The organism is Chryseobacterium ginsenosidimutans, from assembly GCF_024807225.1.
Lineage (GTDB): Bacteria > Bacteroidota > Bacteroidia > Flavobacteriales > Weeksellaceae > Chryseobacterium > Chryseobacterium ginsenosidimutans.
This window is the reverse complement of sequence record NZ_JANUCO010000001.1, coordinates 1,129,040-1,146,301: the sequence shown is the minus strand read 5'-3', so window position 1 is coordinate 1,146,301 and position 17,262 is coordinate 1,129,040. Positions and strand designations below refer to the sequence as shown.

Annotated in this window: 11 protein-coding genes and 2 pseudogenes; 5 read left to right on the top strand and 8 right to left on the bottom strand. The window is 35.0% G+C overall.

The window, feature by feature from the left end; translation table 11 throughout:
* From nuoL to J3D55_RS05545, 4 genes and pseudogenes are all read left to right on the top strand, one after another.
* The gene (nuoL, locus tag J3D55_RS05560) at window positions 1–1,914 is read left to right on the top strand and encodes an NADH-quinone oxidoreductase subunit L (RefSeq protein WP_259128859.1); all 1,914 of its coding nucleotides are present in this window, start codon (window positions 1–3) and stop codon (window positions 1,912–1,914) included.
* Window positions 1,914–3,407, top strand: a complete 1,494-nt coding sequence (locus tag J3D55_RS05555) for a complex I subunit 4 family protein (protein WP_259128858.1) — start codon at window positions 1,914–1,916, stop codon at window positions 3,405–3,407. The genes nuoL and J3D55_RS05555 overlap by 1 nt, the downstream gene beginning before the upstream one ends.
* Window positions 3,408–3,423: 16 nt before the next feature.
* Window positions 3,424–4,810 (top strand): annotated as a pseudogene (locus J3D55_RS05550) (NADH-quinone oxidoreductase subunit N).
* A gap of 76 nt (window positions 4,811–4,886) precedes the next feature.
* The gene (locus tag J3D55_RS05545) at window positions 4,887–7,199 is read left to right on the top strand and encodes a GAF domain-containing protein (protein ID WP_259128849.1); all 2,313 of its coding nucleotides are present in this window, start codon (window positions 4,887–4,889) and stop codon (window positions 7,197–7,199) included.
* Here the strand turns inward: J3D55_RS05545 and J3D55_RS05540 are convergent.
* The gene (locus J3D55_RS05540; protein WP_259128842.1) at window positions 7,189–8,103 is read right to left on the bottom strand and encodes a bestrophin family protein; all 915 of its coding nucleotides are present in this window, start codon (window positions 8,101–8,103) and stop codon (window positions 7,189–7,191) included. The genes J3D55_RS05545 and J3D55_RS05540 overlap by 11 nt on opposite strands.
* Window positions 8,104–8,121: 18 nt before the next feature.
* Window positions 8,122–9,312 carry a Pycsar system effector family protein gene (locus J3D55_RS05535; protein WP_259128839.1) on the bottom strand — a complete coding sequence of 397 codons (1,191 nt, stop codon included), beginning with the start codon at window positions 9,310–9,312 and terminating at the stop codon, window positions 8,122–8,124.
* A gap of 27 nt (window positions 9,313–9,339) precedes the next feature.
* Here J3D55_RS05535 and J3D55_RS05530 point away from each other — a divergent pair, with 27 nt between their 5' ends.
* Window positions 9,340–13,056 (top strand): metallophosphoesterase, encoded by a 3,717-nt coding sequence (locus J3D55_RS05530; protein WP_259128837.1) that lies wholly within the window; start codon window positions 9,340–9,342, stop codon window positions 13,054–13,056.
* A gap of 73 nt (window positions 13,057–13,129) precedes the next feature.
* Here J3D55_RS05530 and J3D55_RS05525 read toward each other — a convergent pair whose 3' ends face one another.
* The 6 genes and pseudogenes from J3D55_RS05525 to ruvX all read right to left on the bottom strand — a co-directional run bounded on the left by J3D55_RS05525 (window position 13,130) and on the right by ruvX (window position 17,247).
* Window positions 13,130–14,011 carry a YjiK family protein gene (locus J3D55_RS05525; RefSeq protein ID WP_259128833.1) on the bottom strand — a complete coding sequence of 294 codons (882 nt, stop codon included), beginning with the start codon at window positions 14,009–14,011 and terminating at the stop codon, window positions 13,130–13,132.
* Window positions 14,012–14,786: pseudogene (gene mazG / locus J3D55_RS05520) on the bottom strand (nucleoside triphosphate pyrophosphohydrolase).
* A 16-nt stretch (window positions 14,787–14,802) separates the two neighbouring features.
* A complete protein-coding gene (locus J3D55_RS05515) occupies window positions 14,803–15,501 on the bottom strand; it encodes a hypothetical protein (protein ID WP_259128831.1) in 699 nt (232 codons plus the stop codon).
* Window positions 15,502–15,615: 114 nt separating this feature from the next.
* Window positions 15,616–16,182: a DUF5606 family protein gene (locus J3D55_RS05510; RefSeq protein ID WP_259128829.1), complete on the bottom strand. Its 567-nt coding sequence runs from the start codon at window positions 16,180–16,182 to the stop codon at window positions 15,616–15,618.
* A gap of 79 nt (window positions 16,183–16,261) precedes the next feature.
* The gene (gene def / locus J3D55_RS05505) at window positions 16,262–16,834 is read right to left on the bottom strand and encodes a peptide deformylase (protein WP_259128827.1); all 573 of its coding nucleotides are present in this window, start codon (window positions 16,832–16,834) and stop codon (window positions 16,262–16,264) included.
* Window positions 16,831–17,247 (bottom strand): Holliday junction resolvase RuvX, encoded by a 417-nt coding sequence (ruvX, locus tag J3D55_RS05500; RefSeq protein ID WP_259128819.1) that lies wholly within the window; start codon window positions 17,245–17,247, stop codon window positions 16,831–16,833. Before ruvX ends, def begins: the two co-directional genes overlap by 4 nt.
* Between the last annotated feature and the right edge of the window lie 15 nt (window positions 17,248–17,262).

Here is a 17,262-nt window from a genome sequence, read left to right as displayed (position 1 = left end):
ATGGAGAATTTAATATATGCAATAATACTTTTACCACTTTTAGGTTTCCTTATTAACGGTTTATTCGGAAAAAACCTTCCAAAGATTGTTGTTGGTAGTTTTGCTACGGCAATGGTTTTTGCATCTTTTTGTATTGCAGTAAGCATTTTCATGAATTTCGATTCTGAAAGTCCTGCTGTAGTTGTAAAAGCTTTTGAATGGTTTACAGTAAACGGAGTTCAGATTAATTTCGGATTCCAGATCGATCAGTTGTCATTAATGATGATTATGATTATCACGGGAATCGGATCTTTAATTCACCTGTACTCTATCGGATATATGAGTCATGATAAAGGTTTTTATAAGTTTTTCACTTATTTAAATCTGTTTATCTTCTCCATGTTATTATTAGTAATGGGAAGCAACTACCTTATCCTGTTCATCGGATGGGAAGGTGTAGGTCTTTGTTCTTACTTATTGATCGGATTCTGGTATACCAACGAAGAATACGGTAAAGCAGCAAGAAAAGCTTTCATCATGAACAGAATCGGTGACCTTGCGTTATTGATCGGTATTTTCATGATCGCTTCTCAGACCAATGCTTTAGATTATATTTCTGTAGCACAAAATGCTTCAAAATTTGAATTAGACGGAACAGTAATTATCTTTATTACAGCGAGTTTATTTATCGGTGCAACCGGTAAATCGGCGCAGGTTCCTTTATATACTTGGTTACCCGACGCGATGGCGGGTCCTACTCCAGTTTCTGCGTTAATTCACGCGGCAACGATGGTAACTGCGGGTATTTATTTGGTAGTAAGATCAAACTTCTTATTTACTTTAGCACCAACCGTTCAGGACGGAATTTTATTAATCGGATTCTTAACGGCAGCTTTAGCAGGATTCTACGCGCTTCGTCAAAACGACATCAAAAAAGTATTGGCATACTCTACAGTTTCACAACTTGGATTTATGTTCATCGCTTTAGGTCTTGGAGCTTATACAACGGCTATGTTCCACGTTATGACGCACGCTTTCTTCAAGGCATTATTGTTCTTGGGAGCAGGTTCTGTGATCCACGCGATGAGCAACGAACAGGATATGCGTTTCATGGGAGGTTTGAAAAAATATATTCCAATTACCCACGCTACTTTCCTTATCGGAACATTGGCGATCTCAGGATTCCCTTTATTATCAGGGATGATTTCTAAAGACGAAATTTTAGTAGCAGCTTTTGCTAAGAATCCTATCTACTGGGTATTCTTATTTATTTTAGCGGCTATTACGGCAACTTATATGTTCAGATTGTACTATTTAACTTTCCATGGAGAGTTCAGAGGTACTGAAGATCAAAAACACCACTTACACGAAAGCCCTACTAATATGACATTACCATTGATCGTATTGGCTATTCTTTCTGTATTGGGTGGTTTAATTAACCTTCCTCACTTCATCGGTCACGGTCATTATGCAAAATTAATGGAGTGGTTGAAGCCGGTTCTTACTGAGGAAAGCTTTAAGCAAATGGAAGCTACTCTTTCGGGAGTTCCGTTTGGTACTGAAATGATTCTTTTAGGAGCAACTGTTTTGATGTTCTTCTGCGTTTGGTTTATCGTTAAAAATACGTATGTGAATAAGAAAAAACAAGCGTTACCGGAAGCACAATACACAGGATGGGAAAAACTGTCTGCTAAAAAATTATATGTTGACGAACTTTACAATGCATTAATTGTAAAAACTGTTGAAGGATTAGGACGTGGAGGAAAGATGTTTGATAAAGGTGTTCTGGATCGTGTTGTAGACTTCGTAGGAGAAGGCGCTGAAGACAGCGGAAAAGCTATGAAGCGTATTCAAAACGGAAATGTTGAGAACTACATTCTTATCATGTCTTTAGCTGTGGGAATTATACTGATTGTTAACTTTATATTACAATAATGTCTGGTTTATTATTAACATTATTACTATTACCTCTAGTAGGTTCGGGATTAGTTTTTGCGTGGAAGAGTAATTCCAGCAAATATTTGGCACTGGGAATCGCATTGATTCAAATGCTTGTAACCTTCTATATCGCTGCGGATTTCGATTTTACGCCGACTGTAGATAGCGTGTTGCAGCATGAGATCAATTATCCTTGGTCACAATTCATGAAGAGCTCTCTTCACTTCGGTATCGATGGGATGAGTTTGCTTCTTTTATTGCTGACTAATATTTTGGTGCCAATTATTATTTTATCTTCTTTTAATGAAAATGTAAGCTACAGAAACTCTTTCTACGGTTTGATTTTGCTGATGCAATTCGGATTGATAGGAGTTTTCACTTCGCTAGACGGGTTATTGTTCTACATTTTCTGGGAAGTTACTTTGATTCCGATCTGGTTTATCGCCGGACTTTGGGGTCAGGAAAACAAAAGAATGGAGTTTACAACTAAGTTCTTTGTGTATACATTCGTAGGATCGTTGTTCATGTTAGCAGGATTGATTTATGTTTACAATCACTCTGCATCATTTGCATTAACAGATTTATACAATGCTCAACTTAACGAGACACAACAAACAGTGGTTTTCTGGTTTATTTTCTTTGCTTTTGCAGTGAAATTACCGGTCTTCCCTTTCCATACTTGGCAACCCGATACGTATACTTATTCACCAACTCAGGGCTCGATGCTTTTATCGGGGATCATGCTGAAGATGGCGATTTATGGAGTTATGCGTTACTTATTACCCATCACTCCGATTCCGATTGCAGGAATTTCGGGACAGATTGTAATCATCCTTGCTATTGTAGGTATTGTTCACGGTGCATTAATTGCGATCATCCAGACAGATATGAAGAGAATCATTGCGTATTCTTCTTTCTCTCACGTTGGATTAATGGTTGCAGGGATCTTCGCTTCTGCGGTGATTACCTTAAGAGGAACTTTCAATATTGAAGGTGCTGAAGGTGCATTGGTACAGACTTTCGCTCACGGTATCAACGTGGTGGGTCTGTTCTACTGTTGTGATATTTTATACAAGAGATTTAAGTCTAGAGACATCAGACAAATGGGAGGTCTTGCAAAAGTAGCTCCTAAATTTGCCGTGTTGTTCTTAATCATTATATTAGGCTCAATGGGAGTTCCATTGACTAATGGATTCATCGGAGAATTTATCCTGCTAAAATCTGTGTATGATTTTAACGGATTGGCAGCTGTAATTGCTGGTCTTACGGTAATTCTTTGTGCTGTATATTTACTAAGATTCTACGGAAAAGCAATGTTTGGTCAGGGTGATGATGCTGTATTAAGTACAGTAAAAGATTTATCTGCAGTAGAATTCTCTGTATTGGCAAGTTTAGCGGTTTTTGTGATTGTACTTGGTATTTTTCCACAACCGTTAATCGAAATGGTGAATAGTTCGTTGAAGTTTATCTACCAATCAATGGTTAGCTAATTTGATATTTTAAAAAATGAGTGTTTTAATTATTGTTTTCCTAACGGCAGTTGTTGCGTTATTTTCAGGAGTTTTTGAACAAGGAAAATTCGCAAGGTACATTGGGATTTTGGGATTAATCATCGCATTATACGTAAGTTTCATGCCAGAATGTGCTTTTTTCGAAAAGTACAGACATATGTATGAATATACTGCAAATACTGCTTTATTTACTAAAATATCAATCGTAACGACATTATTACTATTCTTTTTGGGAGGTTTTGCGTTTAGCAACCACAGAAGCCACCAATCAGAATTATACGCATTGATGCTTTTTGCGCTTTGTGGTGGGATTATCCTTTTCGGATACCAAAACTTAGTAACGTTATTCTTAGGAGTTGAAATTCTTTCTATTCCTTTATATGTAATGGCGGGAGCTAACAAAACTGATTTAAGATCAAACGAAGCTTCAATTAAATATTTCTTAATGGGTGCATTCGCGACAGGTTTCTTACTGTTCGGTATTGCGTTCATCTATGGAAGTACAGGAAGTTTCGATTTATATAAGATCCAGGATTTCGGAGTTACGCATCCTAAAGATGTCATGTTCATCTTAGGAGTATTATTAATTCTTTGTGCATTGGCATTCAAAGTAGCATTAGCGCCTTTCCACATGTGGAGTCCTGATGTTTATTACGGAGCGCCTTCATTAATCACGGCTTTCATGGCGAGTGTTGTAAAAATCTCAGGATTTTTCGCATTATTCAGATTAATGACGATCGGATTCGGAGGAGTTACCGAAGAATGGATCAATGTTTTCGGAGTATTCTTAATCATCACTTTACTTTTAGCAAACGTTATGGGTCTTGCTCAGACAAATGCAAAAAGAATGTTGGCGTACTCTTCAGTTTCTCACGCAGGATACATCGGGTTGGTTTTCTTCGGAATGACGAGCCTTTCTACTTACAATTTAGCATTCTATTTATTTGCTTATGCTTTATCAACGGTAGGAGTTTTCATGTGTTTGATTTATGTTGAAAAATTAAAAAGAGAAACTTCTTTCGGAGCTTTCAAAGGATTGGCAAAATCTGAACCTTTATTGGCAACTGTTGCGGCGATTTCCATGCTTTCAATGGCGGGAGTTCCGTTAACAGCTGGTTTCATGGGGAAATTTGCTTTATTCTCTCAGGCGATGAATTCTAATCACGGAGTTTTCCTTGTATTAGTAGCCGTTTTAGGTTTCTGCAGTTTCTATTGCCTATTACTTAAGATTAATTATTTCAATGTTCTTCTTTAAAGAAAGTACATTCAAATCTTCTGAGAAAGTAACGATTACTTACAATATTGTAGCCGTATTTGTGATCGCTTCAATTATTGTATTGGGAGTTTTCCCAGATTTGTTTGCAAGACAGTTCGGACTGTAAAAAGTCACCTCAAAAAATATAAAACCACAACATCGATGTTGTGGTTTTTTTATAACTTTACTCTAAATTTCAGCCTTTGTCAAATCTTTACAAAAAAGACGCTCCTTTTCAAGTATATATTTCGTTCAAAAAGTATTTGGATGTGTTAGAACATATCCGGTACAATGATCGTTTGGATTATCGCGTTAAATATGCTGAATCACTTATAGAAAGTACAAAAAACTTTCAGGAACTTAGAGATGGTTTTGAAGATGTCTCTTTATTAGAAAAAAATGAAGACCTCATCAGACTTTTATTAGCCGATCTCTTCCCTACCGGATTGACGAACAATGAAATAAAAGCGGCAAGTATTCCTCTTTCCAACGTTACTTTTAATTATACGGAAAGATTTAAAAGCATTCTGAAAGACGCAGGAAAAGACTTCGAAATAGAACTCAGAAACATCGATGACGACGAGTTTTATGTATTTTGCTGCTGCCTGATTTTACAAAGCTACTTCAAAAGAGATATAAGAAGTACAATTCCTTTTTATTACGATATTCCGAATCATCAGGGAATTATGAAACATTATAAAATCTCTGTAAACGCAGATTTTACAGAAGTTTTCCCTAAAGAAGGCACAAGAATTCCGTCTGAAGAAGTGATCGATACATTGCTTGAGAATCTCGATGATTTTAAGCTTTGGAAAAAATATTTCCCTTCAAAATCATGGATTTTAAAAGGTTTTTCTATTGTTTCCCTTGTAGATTGTACTTCAGAAGTTGCCTTATCAGATCTGAAATCAAGCATGATAAGCATCGATCCCGAAAATCTTTCTCCAGATGAAAATCTGGTGGAAATTTTTAAATCTTATTTTGATGTCGCCCAACTTAGTTTTGGATTAATGCTTTTCAATAAAAAAGATCAGAGACTCGAGAAACTTCCGATCTACGAAAATCTTTTTACCAATCATATTCTGGATTTTTGGATCAATACTTTTGATGAAGAAACCAGAAAAAATACTTTTGAAAATATAAATCACAATTCCAGACCTATCGTTGTTTCCAACGTAGACAATCTGGATCATCAGATAAAATCGCTTGCCTCTTTTAAAATTTTAAAGGATAATAAGATCAACAGTTTCATGGTGATTCCGATCATGAGAGACAATGATTTGTTGGCAATAATGGAATTCACTTCTCCGGTCGCCAATAGTTTCAACGGATTGAAAATGAAGAAAATGGAGTTTTTCGCAGACATGATTTTATTTTCTTTAAACCGTTTCAGTTTTGAAAAAAATTACCAGATTGAAGCCATTATTCAAAGAGAATATACCACCATTCACAACAGTGTTGTGTGGAAATTCAGGAATGAGGCAGAGAAATATTTTAATGCTTCTCTGGGGAAAAAAATATACTCTTTAAAAGAGATTACGTTTAAAAATCTTACGCCACTTTTTGGCTTTTCAGATATTCGTGCATCTTCGGATAAGCGTTTTCATTTAATGCTTGAAGATCTTAATCAGCAAATTGATTGTCTTCACGGGATTTTTTCTTTAATAGATTCAGATTCGGAAAAATATTTATTTGCTTTAGATATTTTTGAAAATGAGCTGAATAATGAAATTAAAGCCGACAGCGAACAGCGTTTCCAACGATTATTAAGAGAAGAAATTCACCCTTTTTTACAGGGAAAATTAGAAATAAAATCTTCCAGTGAAGTGAAAGCCAAGATTAAAGATTATTTTACCCAGGTTTTCACTCAGAATGATCTTTTTTATACCAACAGAAAAAGCTTAGACGATTCTATCACCTTATTAAACAGGAAATTAGCCGATCTATTGGATGAAGGTCAGATAAAAGCGCAACAGATTTTTCCGCATTATTATGAAAGATTTAAGTCTGATGGCGTCGAGCATAATCTGTACACAGGTCAAAACATTGCTCCGGAACTTCCCTATCATTCAAAAGTTGTTCATAAGCTGAGATATTGGCAGTTGAAAATGGTTTGTAATATAGAACAGGAATTCCAAAACTTTAAGCAAGACCTTCCTATTTGTCTGGAAATTGCTTCATTGATTTTCGTTTATAATGAAAAAATAGACATCCGTTTCAGAATGGATGAAAAACGTTTTGATGTAGACGGAGCTTACAATTCTTACTACGAAATCATCAAAAAACGTCTGGATAAAGCTCACGTGAAAGATTCTACAGACAGAATTACCTGTCCCGGAAAAATTACCATCGTTTATTTCGGAATGGAAAACCAAAAAGAATATCTGGAATACATCAATAAATTACAGAAAAAAGGGGTTCTTGAGAACGACATTGAGTTTTTAAAAGTTGAAGATTTACAAGGAATTACAGGACTTCTTGCCTTGAGAGTTTCTATAAGTAAAATCAGTCTATAAAATAAGAATCCGGCTTTTTTAATTCATCTTGCGGAATTTCTGCCTGTTCGAAAATAGAAAATTCTATCGTTCTGCAAATACTGTTCAGTGCAAGATCGTTTTCCTCTTCACCGAAAGGTTCTCCGATTTCCTGAATAATGGCGTCCAAAGCAATGAAAGTATAGCTTATCAGAACAACAATTAAAGGCATCATCCAGTCCAGCGTATCCACCAATCCGAAAGGCAGCCAAAAACAGTAAAAATAAACCGTTCGGTGTAGCAAAAGACTGTAGGCAAAAGGCAAAGGCGTATTGTAAATTCTCTCGCAACCACCGGAAATATTAGAAAACAGATTCAACTGATGATCCATCTGAACCAAAACAATCGTATCGATATTTCCTTTTTTATTCTGCTCTTTAATCCAATCTGAGATAAATCCCAAAATGATACTGGGAATAAATTTTTTGCCTTTTAATTGTTCAACCCGCTCCGGAGAAAGCAGTCTCGAGAGATGCTCTGTTCCTTCTTTATCTCTTAATTGCTCATTTAAAGACCAGCTGAAAGCGGAAATCATTTTTACAATTTCCTGCTTTTCTTCGTTCGACGGACCGTCTACAAGCGAAAAAATCTGTCTCGTTAAAGATCTTGTCTCAATAACCAGCGAACCCCAAAGTTTTCTTCCTTCCCAATATCGGTCGTAACTCGCGGAATTACAGAATCCCATAAAAATAGCCAGAGCCAGACCGATCAGCGTAAAAATCGTAGGATTAAGATGAACTTTATAATCGAAAATCTTCCCTTTAAAAAAGTAGATCGACAGAGAAAACAGCGTAATGGTAACGAGCTGAACAACGATTTTCTTCAATACAGAACCTCTCCATATGAAAAGCATTTTCAGCCAGTTTGCCCGCTGTCTTACAATCATTTTTTATTTAAATTAAATTTAAAGCGAAAGAAAAGCATATCCGAAAGAGAGTACCGAAATGATAATTCCCGCCATGAAAATCTGATAGGTTATTGATAAAAGCCTGTATTTTCTATCCAAAACTTTCCCCAGATAATATAAATCCTTCACCATAGAATCGTAAATATAATCGCGATCTTTAATCAAAATATTCATCGCGCTATGATAATCATCAAACATCATTCTGTTGAAATTCCCGAAGAATAAAAGGTTTACTTTTCTGTCAGCAACATCCTGTAGTGAAAATTTCGCTTTTGTAACGTTCGGTTTTGTGGATAAAATCGCAAATATGATCGTTAAAACTGCAGATAATAACAGAATAAAACTCGGAATAATTAAATGGGAATTCTTAGGAACATCCAATTTCGGAACCAACACAGAAAGACAAACCGAAATGATAATGGCATTTACAGAAAGCAGAATATTCGCTTTGCTGTCGGCAATATCGCTCAATCTTGTATGATTGCTCAACGTCACTCTGAATAAAGTATCAACACTTCTGTCGGGTTTTGGTTCTTTTTCTTTGTCCTTGTCTTTTTTATTTTCCGAAGTGTCTTTTTTGCTTTCTTTTTTCTCGTCGTCTTTTTCCAGTTTTTTCTCGATTTTCTTAATATTTTTCTCTTTCAGAGATTGCCAGTTTGTTTTTGCATACTCTGTGTAGAATTTATGCTTGTTCTTCAGCATATCAAGATTTCCGGCGTTCCATTCGTCGTTAGAAAAACATCTTACGTTGGTAAGTTCCCATTCTTTTCTAAGAGCATCAGAAATATCATTGTAATCGTGCCCTGCAAAGTGGCTGCAGTCGGCATCTTTTACAATTTGTTCGAGAAAGTTTTGAGGGTCATACGTAATCTTTGTTGCTAAGATTAATTTAGAAACATCCTCAATATAATTTTCAGGATAATCTTCTTTTTGAAGAAAATCCTTCATAATCTTCACCCCTTCTTCCTCATGGTTTTGTGCACATTCTATATATCCTGTATCATGAAACCAAAGTGCCAACAACACCTTTTCTTCATCTTCCTTAGAAACAGCAGAATTTTTGATTATTTCTTCCGCTTTGTTTACCGTATACGTAGTATGTATAAAATTATGATAAAAATATACCGAAGATAACTTATCTTTGAATAAGATTTCGACATAATCTTTGGCTTTTTGTAAAATATTCATTACCGAAATTTTGTTAAATGTAAATTTATGAATTTATCCTTGAAAACTCACCTAAAAAATACTTCTGTTGTCCTCAGAGTAGTATTATCCGCCGGAGTTCTCTATTCCTGCGCAACATATAACGTAAAAAAGGGTAAAAACTTATCTGAAATTAAATATTCTGATATACTATCTGAAAATGATTTTAAACTTTTCTTAGTAGGTGATGCCGGAAATGCAGATGAAGCTCAATCTCAGCATACTTTGGATCTTTTAAAAAGTCAGTTGGAATCTGCGGGCAGCAATTCTATGCTGATATTTTTGGGTGACAATATTTATCCGAACGGACTTCCCAAAGAATCTGATAAAGAGTACGCTTCAGCAAAACAAAAACTGGAAAATCAGTTAGCCGTTTCAAAGAATTTCAAAGGAAAGACCTTGGTTATCCCGGGAAATCATGATTGGTACAGCGGTTTAGACGGATTGAAGTCTCAGGAAGAACTTGTAAAAAATTATTTAAACGATAAGAAGGCTTTTCTTCCCAAAAACTCATGCCCGATTGATGATATCAGCTTAACGAAAGATATTAAACTCATCGTTATTGATACAGAATGGGTATTAGCAAACTGGGACAATTACCCAGGAATCAACAAAAACTGCGACATCAAAACCCGTGAAGATTTTTTTGATGAATTTATAGATTTAATTAATAAAAATCAGGACAAAAGAATCATCGTTGCACTTCACCATCCCGTTATCAGCAGCGGAACTCATGCAGGTTTTACGTCTGCAAGAGATCATCTTTACCCTTTTAAAAGTAAAGTTCCCGTTCCGGGAGTTGCAAGTTTATTGAACATTGTGAGAAGTTCTTCGGGAGCCAATCCTGAAGATATAAACAATCAACATTATGCAGATCTTTCAAACAGATTAAAAAGTATTGTTCAGGAAAAAGAGAATGTAATTTTTGTTTCCGGACACGATCATAATCTGCAATATCACGAAGACAGAAATATCCGACAAATCATCAGTGGCGCCGGTTCGAAAGTTGATCCTGCAGCGATTGGTGAAAAAACAGACTTTTCTTATGGTGGAAGCGGTTTTGCGGTTTTAAATATCAGAAAAGATCAAAGTACTGATGTTGAATATTTTTCGACAAAAGGGAATACTCTAGAAAAACTTTCACAAATTCAGGTGATTGATAAGCCTAAGGAATTTATTAATAATTACCCTAATTCTTTTCCATCAACAGTTTCTTCTACAATTTATCCTAAAAAATTAACGGAAAAAGGAGGAATTTACAGATGGCTTTGGGGAAATCATTACAGAAAATATTACGGAATGCCCATTGAAGCTCCGACCGCAAATATTTCTACGCTTGACGGCGGCTACACTCCTTTCAGAGAAGGGGGCGGAAACCAGTCGAACAGTTTGCGATTAAAAGCCAATGACGGACAGGAATTTGTAATGAGAGCCGTGAAAAAAAGTGCCGTTCGTTTTCTTAACAATATGGCTTTCAAAAAAAGCACCTTTGGAAGTGAACTAAACAATACCTTCCCTGAAAAATTCTTACTGGATTTTTATACAACCAATCATCCGTTTACTCCATTTACCATTGGAAATATGGCAGATAAACTGAATATTTTCCACAGCAATCCAAGGTTGTTTTATATTCCTAAACAACAGGGTTTAGGCGAATATAATACGAGTTATGGTGATGAAATGTATATGATTGAAGAGCGGTTTTCTGCCGATCCGAAAACGTTGGCAACATTCGATAATGCAAAAGATATTGTTTCGACCGATGATGTTCTGAAAAATTTTAATAAAAGCTATAAATATTCGGTAGATCAGGAATCTTACATCAGAGCAAGAATTTTTGATATGCTGATTGGCGATTGGGACAGACATTCCGATCAATGGAAATGGGCAGAATATCGAGATGGAGACAAGGTAATTTACAAACCGATTCCTAGAGACAGAGATCAGGCTTTCAGTAAATACGACGGTACTGCTTTTAAAATCCTTATGAATATTCCGGCGATCCGTCACATGAAAACTTTTAAAGAAGACATCCAAAGCGTAAAATGGCTTGCGATGGAACCTTATCCTGCAGATTTGGTTTTCCTTAAAGGATCGACTGAAGCAGACTGGATCGAGCAGGCAAAATATATTCAGGAACATTTAACGGATAAAGATATTGATGATGCTTTCAACAATTTACCGAAAGAAGTACAAGATGAAACCATTGCCGATATTCAAAGAAAATTAAAAATAAGAAAGACCAAATTACAGTCTTACGCTTCACAATATTATGATGTTTTACAGGAGAAAGTTTCGTTGGCAGGAACGGTAAATCCCGATAAATTCGTTATTACAAAAACAGGAAATACCGTTAACGTAAAGCAATATAAATTAGATAAAAACAAAGAAAATCCTGAATTGGTTTTTGAAAAAACATACGACGATTCAAAAACTAAAGAACTTTGGGTTTATGGATTGGAAGATGATGATATTTATGAAGTTTCCGGTGATGGAAGACCGAAAATGAATATCAGATTAATTGGTGGCTACAACAACGACACCTACAATGTTGCCAATGGAAGCAAGGTGAAAATTTATGATTTCAAATCACAGAAAAACACCTACAACACGCATGGTGCAACGAAAAATATCTCGGACGATTATGATATCAACACGTACAATTACAGACATCCGAAATATAACTTTTTCGCAGGCTATCCAAATGCAGATTACAACCCCGATGACGGCGTGATTCTTGGTGTTCTGGCAAATTATACGGTGAATAATTTCATCCGTTCTCCTTACACTCAAAAACATAGCTTAAAAGTAAATCTCTATACTGCAACAGGAGGTTTCAACGCTGTTTATAAAGGAATTTTTAAGAAAGTAATCTCAAGTTGGGATGTAAACATTGATGCTGCATTTACAACTCCGCGTTTTTCAGAAAACTTCTTCGGATTATCCAACGAAAGCGATTTTGACAGAGATGCCGTGGAAATGAAGTACAACAGAGCGAGAATTTCAAAATTCAACTTTGCACCTTCTCTTTCTAAAAAAAGCTGGACGAATATATTTCAACAATTTCAGTTGACGTTTGAAAATAATAAAGTGCAGCGAAACGGAGACCGTTTTGTGGATATTTCACCTGATGTAAGACCGGAAGTTTTCGATAATCAACAGTTTGGAGGAGCCAATTATACGTTTAGTTATAAAAATGTAGATAATAACGCCTTCCCTACTTTAGGAATGGAATTTAAATTAAATGCCGACTGGAAAACCAATCTTACCGATTTCAACAGAAATTTCCTGATGTTAAGCGGAACTTTATCTTTGGATCACAGATTGGACAACAGAGGAAATTTTGTATTCGCCAATTCAAGCAACGGAAGATGGATCAACAATAACAATTTTGATTTCTATCAAGCGGCAGCAATAGGCGGAAATAATGGAATGAGAGCTTTCCGAAACGACAGATTTTCAGGAAAATCTTACTTTACCAACAACTCAGAAATTCGTTGGGATTTCGGAAGAGTACGAAACCATATTATCCCTGCAAACATGGGAATTTTATTGGGTTACGATGTCGGAAGAGTCTGGAACGACCACGAAGATTCCCAAAAATGGCATCAATCTGTTGGTGGCGGACTTTGGCTAAGTATTGTCGAAATGTTCTCAGCAAGATTAAACTATTTCTACGGAACAGATGGCGGAAGAATTTCCGGAGGTGTAGGAATGACCTTTTAATCTTTACAACAAATACACTTCACACATCACTATAAAAAAATCCGCAGAAATTCTCTCTGCGGATTTTGTTTTTTTATTTTAAGTTGAACTGATACACATTTCCTCCTAATTTTTTATCCTTTTCATCGGCAATCAAAAGCGTTTTATCATTAAGAAAAACAATCGCTTCTTTTTGCGTATTATGATTCAACGATATTTTCTGAATTTTTGTTTTACTAAAATCATTCGGTGAAAATCCGGAAAGAACCTGAATATTTTTATGATTAAGCAAAACAATCTTGTCTTTTGTACTGTTGATTGTTGCAGAAGTGATAGCCGCGTCACTATAACCGCCGGGAAGCTTTAGTTTACCTATTAATTTCGCTTCAAAATCACCTTCCTGATTTGGAATCTGGAAAACTAAAAAAGTACCATCAAAACCTTTGCTTCTGTTTTTCGTGAAGAGATAGAAATTTCCATCCATTTCTACGAAAGCTTCACAGTCATATAACCAATTTGATTTTTTCGGCGGAAATTCTGTCTGTCCTTCATAATGAAATTTGGTGGTCTGAACCACTTTTGTTGATTTTTGAGAAGCCTCTTTTAAATCTACTTTTAAAATAGCCAAATCTCTTCTGTCATTCTCATTATTCCCAAAATCACCGATGTAAATATTTCCCTGCGGATCTGTCGTAATGTCTTCCCAGTCTCTGTTTTCGGTATTTTCTACCAAAACATCATGGGTAAGATTTCCTTTTTGATCCAATCCGTAAATAACATTTTTATTTCCCTGATCTTCAATTGTCCAGATCGTATTTTTATCTTTAGACAAAGTAATTCCCGACACTTCTTTCAGTTTTTTAGGCAGAGAAAACTGCACTTTCAAAGCTTCGTCTGTTGATTGTTCACTTTGGGTTTTCGGATTGCACCCGATCAGCAAAAGTGAGGCTACTGCACAAAAAATATTCATTTTCATTTAGTTGTTGTTTATTAATTTAGCTTTTTCCCAAAGAACGTCCATTTCTTCCAAAGACATATCGGCAAGACTTAAATTATCATGTAAAGCTAACTCTTCCATCTTTTGGAATCTCGAAATAAACTTTAAATTCGTTCTTTCCAACGCTGAATCCGGATTGATTCCTGAAATTCTGGCATAATTGATCAATGAGAAAAATACATCGCCCAATTCCTGTTCTTTTTTATCAAGTTTCTGTTTCCGCATGAAACTCCTGAATTTCTTCATCCACTTTTTTCCAGGCATCTTCTGCATCGTGAAATTCAAAACCAATTCCTTTTACTTTATCCTGAATTCTATACGCTTTCACCAAACTCGGAAGACTTTTCGGAACACCTCCCAAAATGGATTTATTTCCTTCTTTTAATTTTAATTTTTCCCAATTCTGCTTTACTTCTTCTTCATCTTTCACCGTTGTATCGCCGTAAATATGTGGATGACGGAAAATTAATTTTTCATTCAAAGAATTAATAACATCCGCAATATCAAAACTTTCTTTTTCTGAACCGATTTTCGCATAAAAAACCAAATGAAGCAGAACATCACCCAATTCTTTTTTAATTTCCTGCAAATCTCCCTGCAAAATAGCATCGGAAAGTTCATAAGTTTCTTCCAACGTTAAATGGCGAAGCGATTCCAGTGTCTGTTTTTGATCCCACGGACATTTTTCGCGCAAATCGTCCATAATATCCAATAATCTTCCGAAAGCTTCTAGTTTTTCCTGTCTGGTATTCATTAATTTTTATTTTTACTTATTGGGTAGCATTTTCATTAACATTATACAGTAAAGGTACTTTATTTGAATAAATTATTCCTCTAAAAATCTTAGCATCCTTATATTTAGCATCAGGTATTACGAAATATTGATCGACAATATCTTCGGGATTCTGTAGGAATATTTGAAAATAATATTCTCCATTATTTTTCATATCATATACTATTGTTCTATTGTCTGAGGGAGCATAATAATGCGGAAAAATAATTTTTGCACAAAATTTCTTACTGCTTTTCGGAGCTAATAAAAAGGTATTTTTTAAAATCCAATAAGAAATATTAATATCTCTTAGATCATTCCTTTTAGTATACTTGTATTTCTTTTTAAAATCTCTACTGTCTTTCTTTGAAATGAGAGTTCTAAAATTTGGAAGTTCCCTAGAATCATAATTACCATATAGAGGTTGCATTAAAGAATCTTTTTCAAAAACTCTATAATCCAAAAGACCGACGTACGGTGCATCAACTGCATTATTTTCTCCCGAATTAAACCCCGAATCATCAAGAATAAAATAATAGTAATGATCTGAATTATTTGTCAAACTATAGCAAACACTGTTATATTCAGTAGTAGAGAGATTTTTAATTGTATCATTAAGTATTTTGATCTCAATATCATTATTCTGACCAAATGAAAATTGATAAAGAAACACAATTATAATTGTAAAATATTTCATTTAAAATAGGGAGAAATTAAATTCTGTATAAAGTTAAGTTCTATTTTTTAAAAACAAAAAACCTTGTCAAGAAAAATCTCAACAAGGTTTATATTTTTAATTCAAATAAATGAATTATCCCATTTTTCTGTGTGTACTTTTTGTAGCTGCTTTTGCACCAGAAGAAGCTTTTGCTTTAGGAGCAACAGGTTTTTCAGATTTAGGAGCTACTTTTTTTGGAGCTTCCTTATCTGTTAATGTTACTTCTTCTCCTTCCTGAGCCGGATCTAACGTTTCAGATTCAGCTTTTACAAAACTTTCAGGAGTAATGTATCCCGCTTTGTGAAGAATGTTGTACCATTGAGCCAATTTCTTGATATCAGAAGCATACACTCTTTCTGTATCGTAGTTTGGAAGAGAAGCCGTCATGAATTCTTTCAATTCAGCATCAGTAGATTTGTGAGCAATCGCTTCTTTGTACTCGTAGTTTTTAGCAATATTTTCAAAAACTTCGAACAAAGGAACTTCTTTATCAAATGTAAACATCGCAATGTTGTCTAACAAACTTACTTGACTAGAATTTCCGATGCTAATTTTTTTCTTAGACGTAACATCTTCAATAATAAATCCGTTTCTTAATTGAGAAACTAATTTGAAAAGTCCTGGTTTACCAGAAATTGAAATTATTTTTTCTAACAGCATAATTTTATTTTTTGTAAGTTCTGCAATCGGTTTTAGGCCTTTTGCGCTTTATTATTTTTCTTATTTTAATTAATTCAAACTATTTTGGAAACCTCATTTTGTAACTAATGCTTACGTCACCCTGAGTAATTTTTGTTAATTTTCCCTTTACAAGCTTCTTTTTTAAGGCACTTAAATGGTCGGTAAACAAAATTCCTTCAATATGATCATATTCATGCTGAATTACGCGGGCTCTAATATCGGAAAAAGTTTCTGTATGTTTCACAAAATTTTCGTCATAATATTCAATTACGATCGTTCCCTTTCTCTTCACATCTTCTCTCACGTCCGGAATAGAAAGACATCCTTCGTTGAATTTCCATTCTTCACCGGATTCTTCAAGAATGGTAGCATTAATGAAAACTTTTTTGAAATCTACCAATTCATCCTTGATATCTTCATAATCTTCATCCTCGGCAAGAGGAGAAACATCTATTATAAATATACGAATATCCAGTCCGATCTGAGGTGCAGCCAATCCTATTCCATTTGCACTGTACATCGTGTCGAACATGTTTTCTATCAACTCTTGTAGCTCAGGATAATCTTTATCGATATCCTTGCTTACTTTTCTTAAAACGGGGTCACCAAAGGCTCTTATCGGTAATATCATCTTGTTCTTTGTTCTAAAAAATTCTGCAATATGATGGTTGCACTTACTTTATCTATTAATCCTTTCTCCTGTCTCTGTTTTTTACTTTTTCCGCTTTGAGAAATAAAAAACGAAGCCATTTTAGAGGTAAATCTTTCGTCGAGACGGTTAACTTTAATCGTTGGAAATTCTTTTTGAAAAATTTCTATAAATTTTAAAATATCCGTTTCTACTGCTGAAAGATTTCCTTTCAAATCTACAGGAAGTCCGACTACCACTTCATCTACTCTGTTTTCGCCGAAATATTTTTTTAAAAATTCGATTAAAACAGGAGTCAGAATTGTATCCAGCCCGCTTGCAATAATCTGCATATCATCCGTCGCAGCAATGCCACAACGCGCCTTTCCATAGTCTATTGCAAGGATTTGTCCCATAAGTTTGCAAATTTA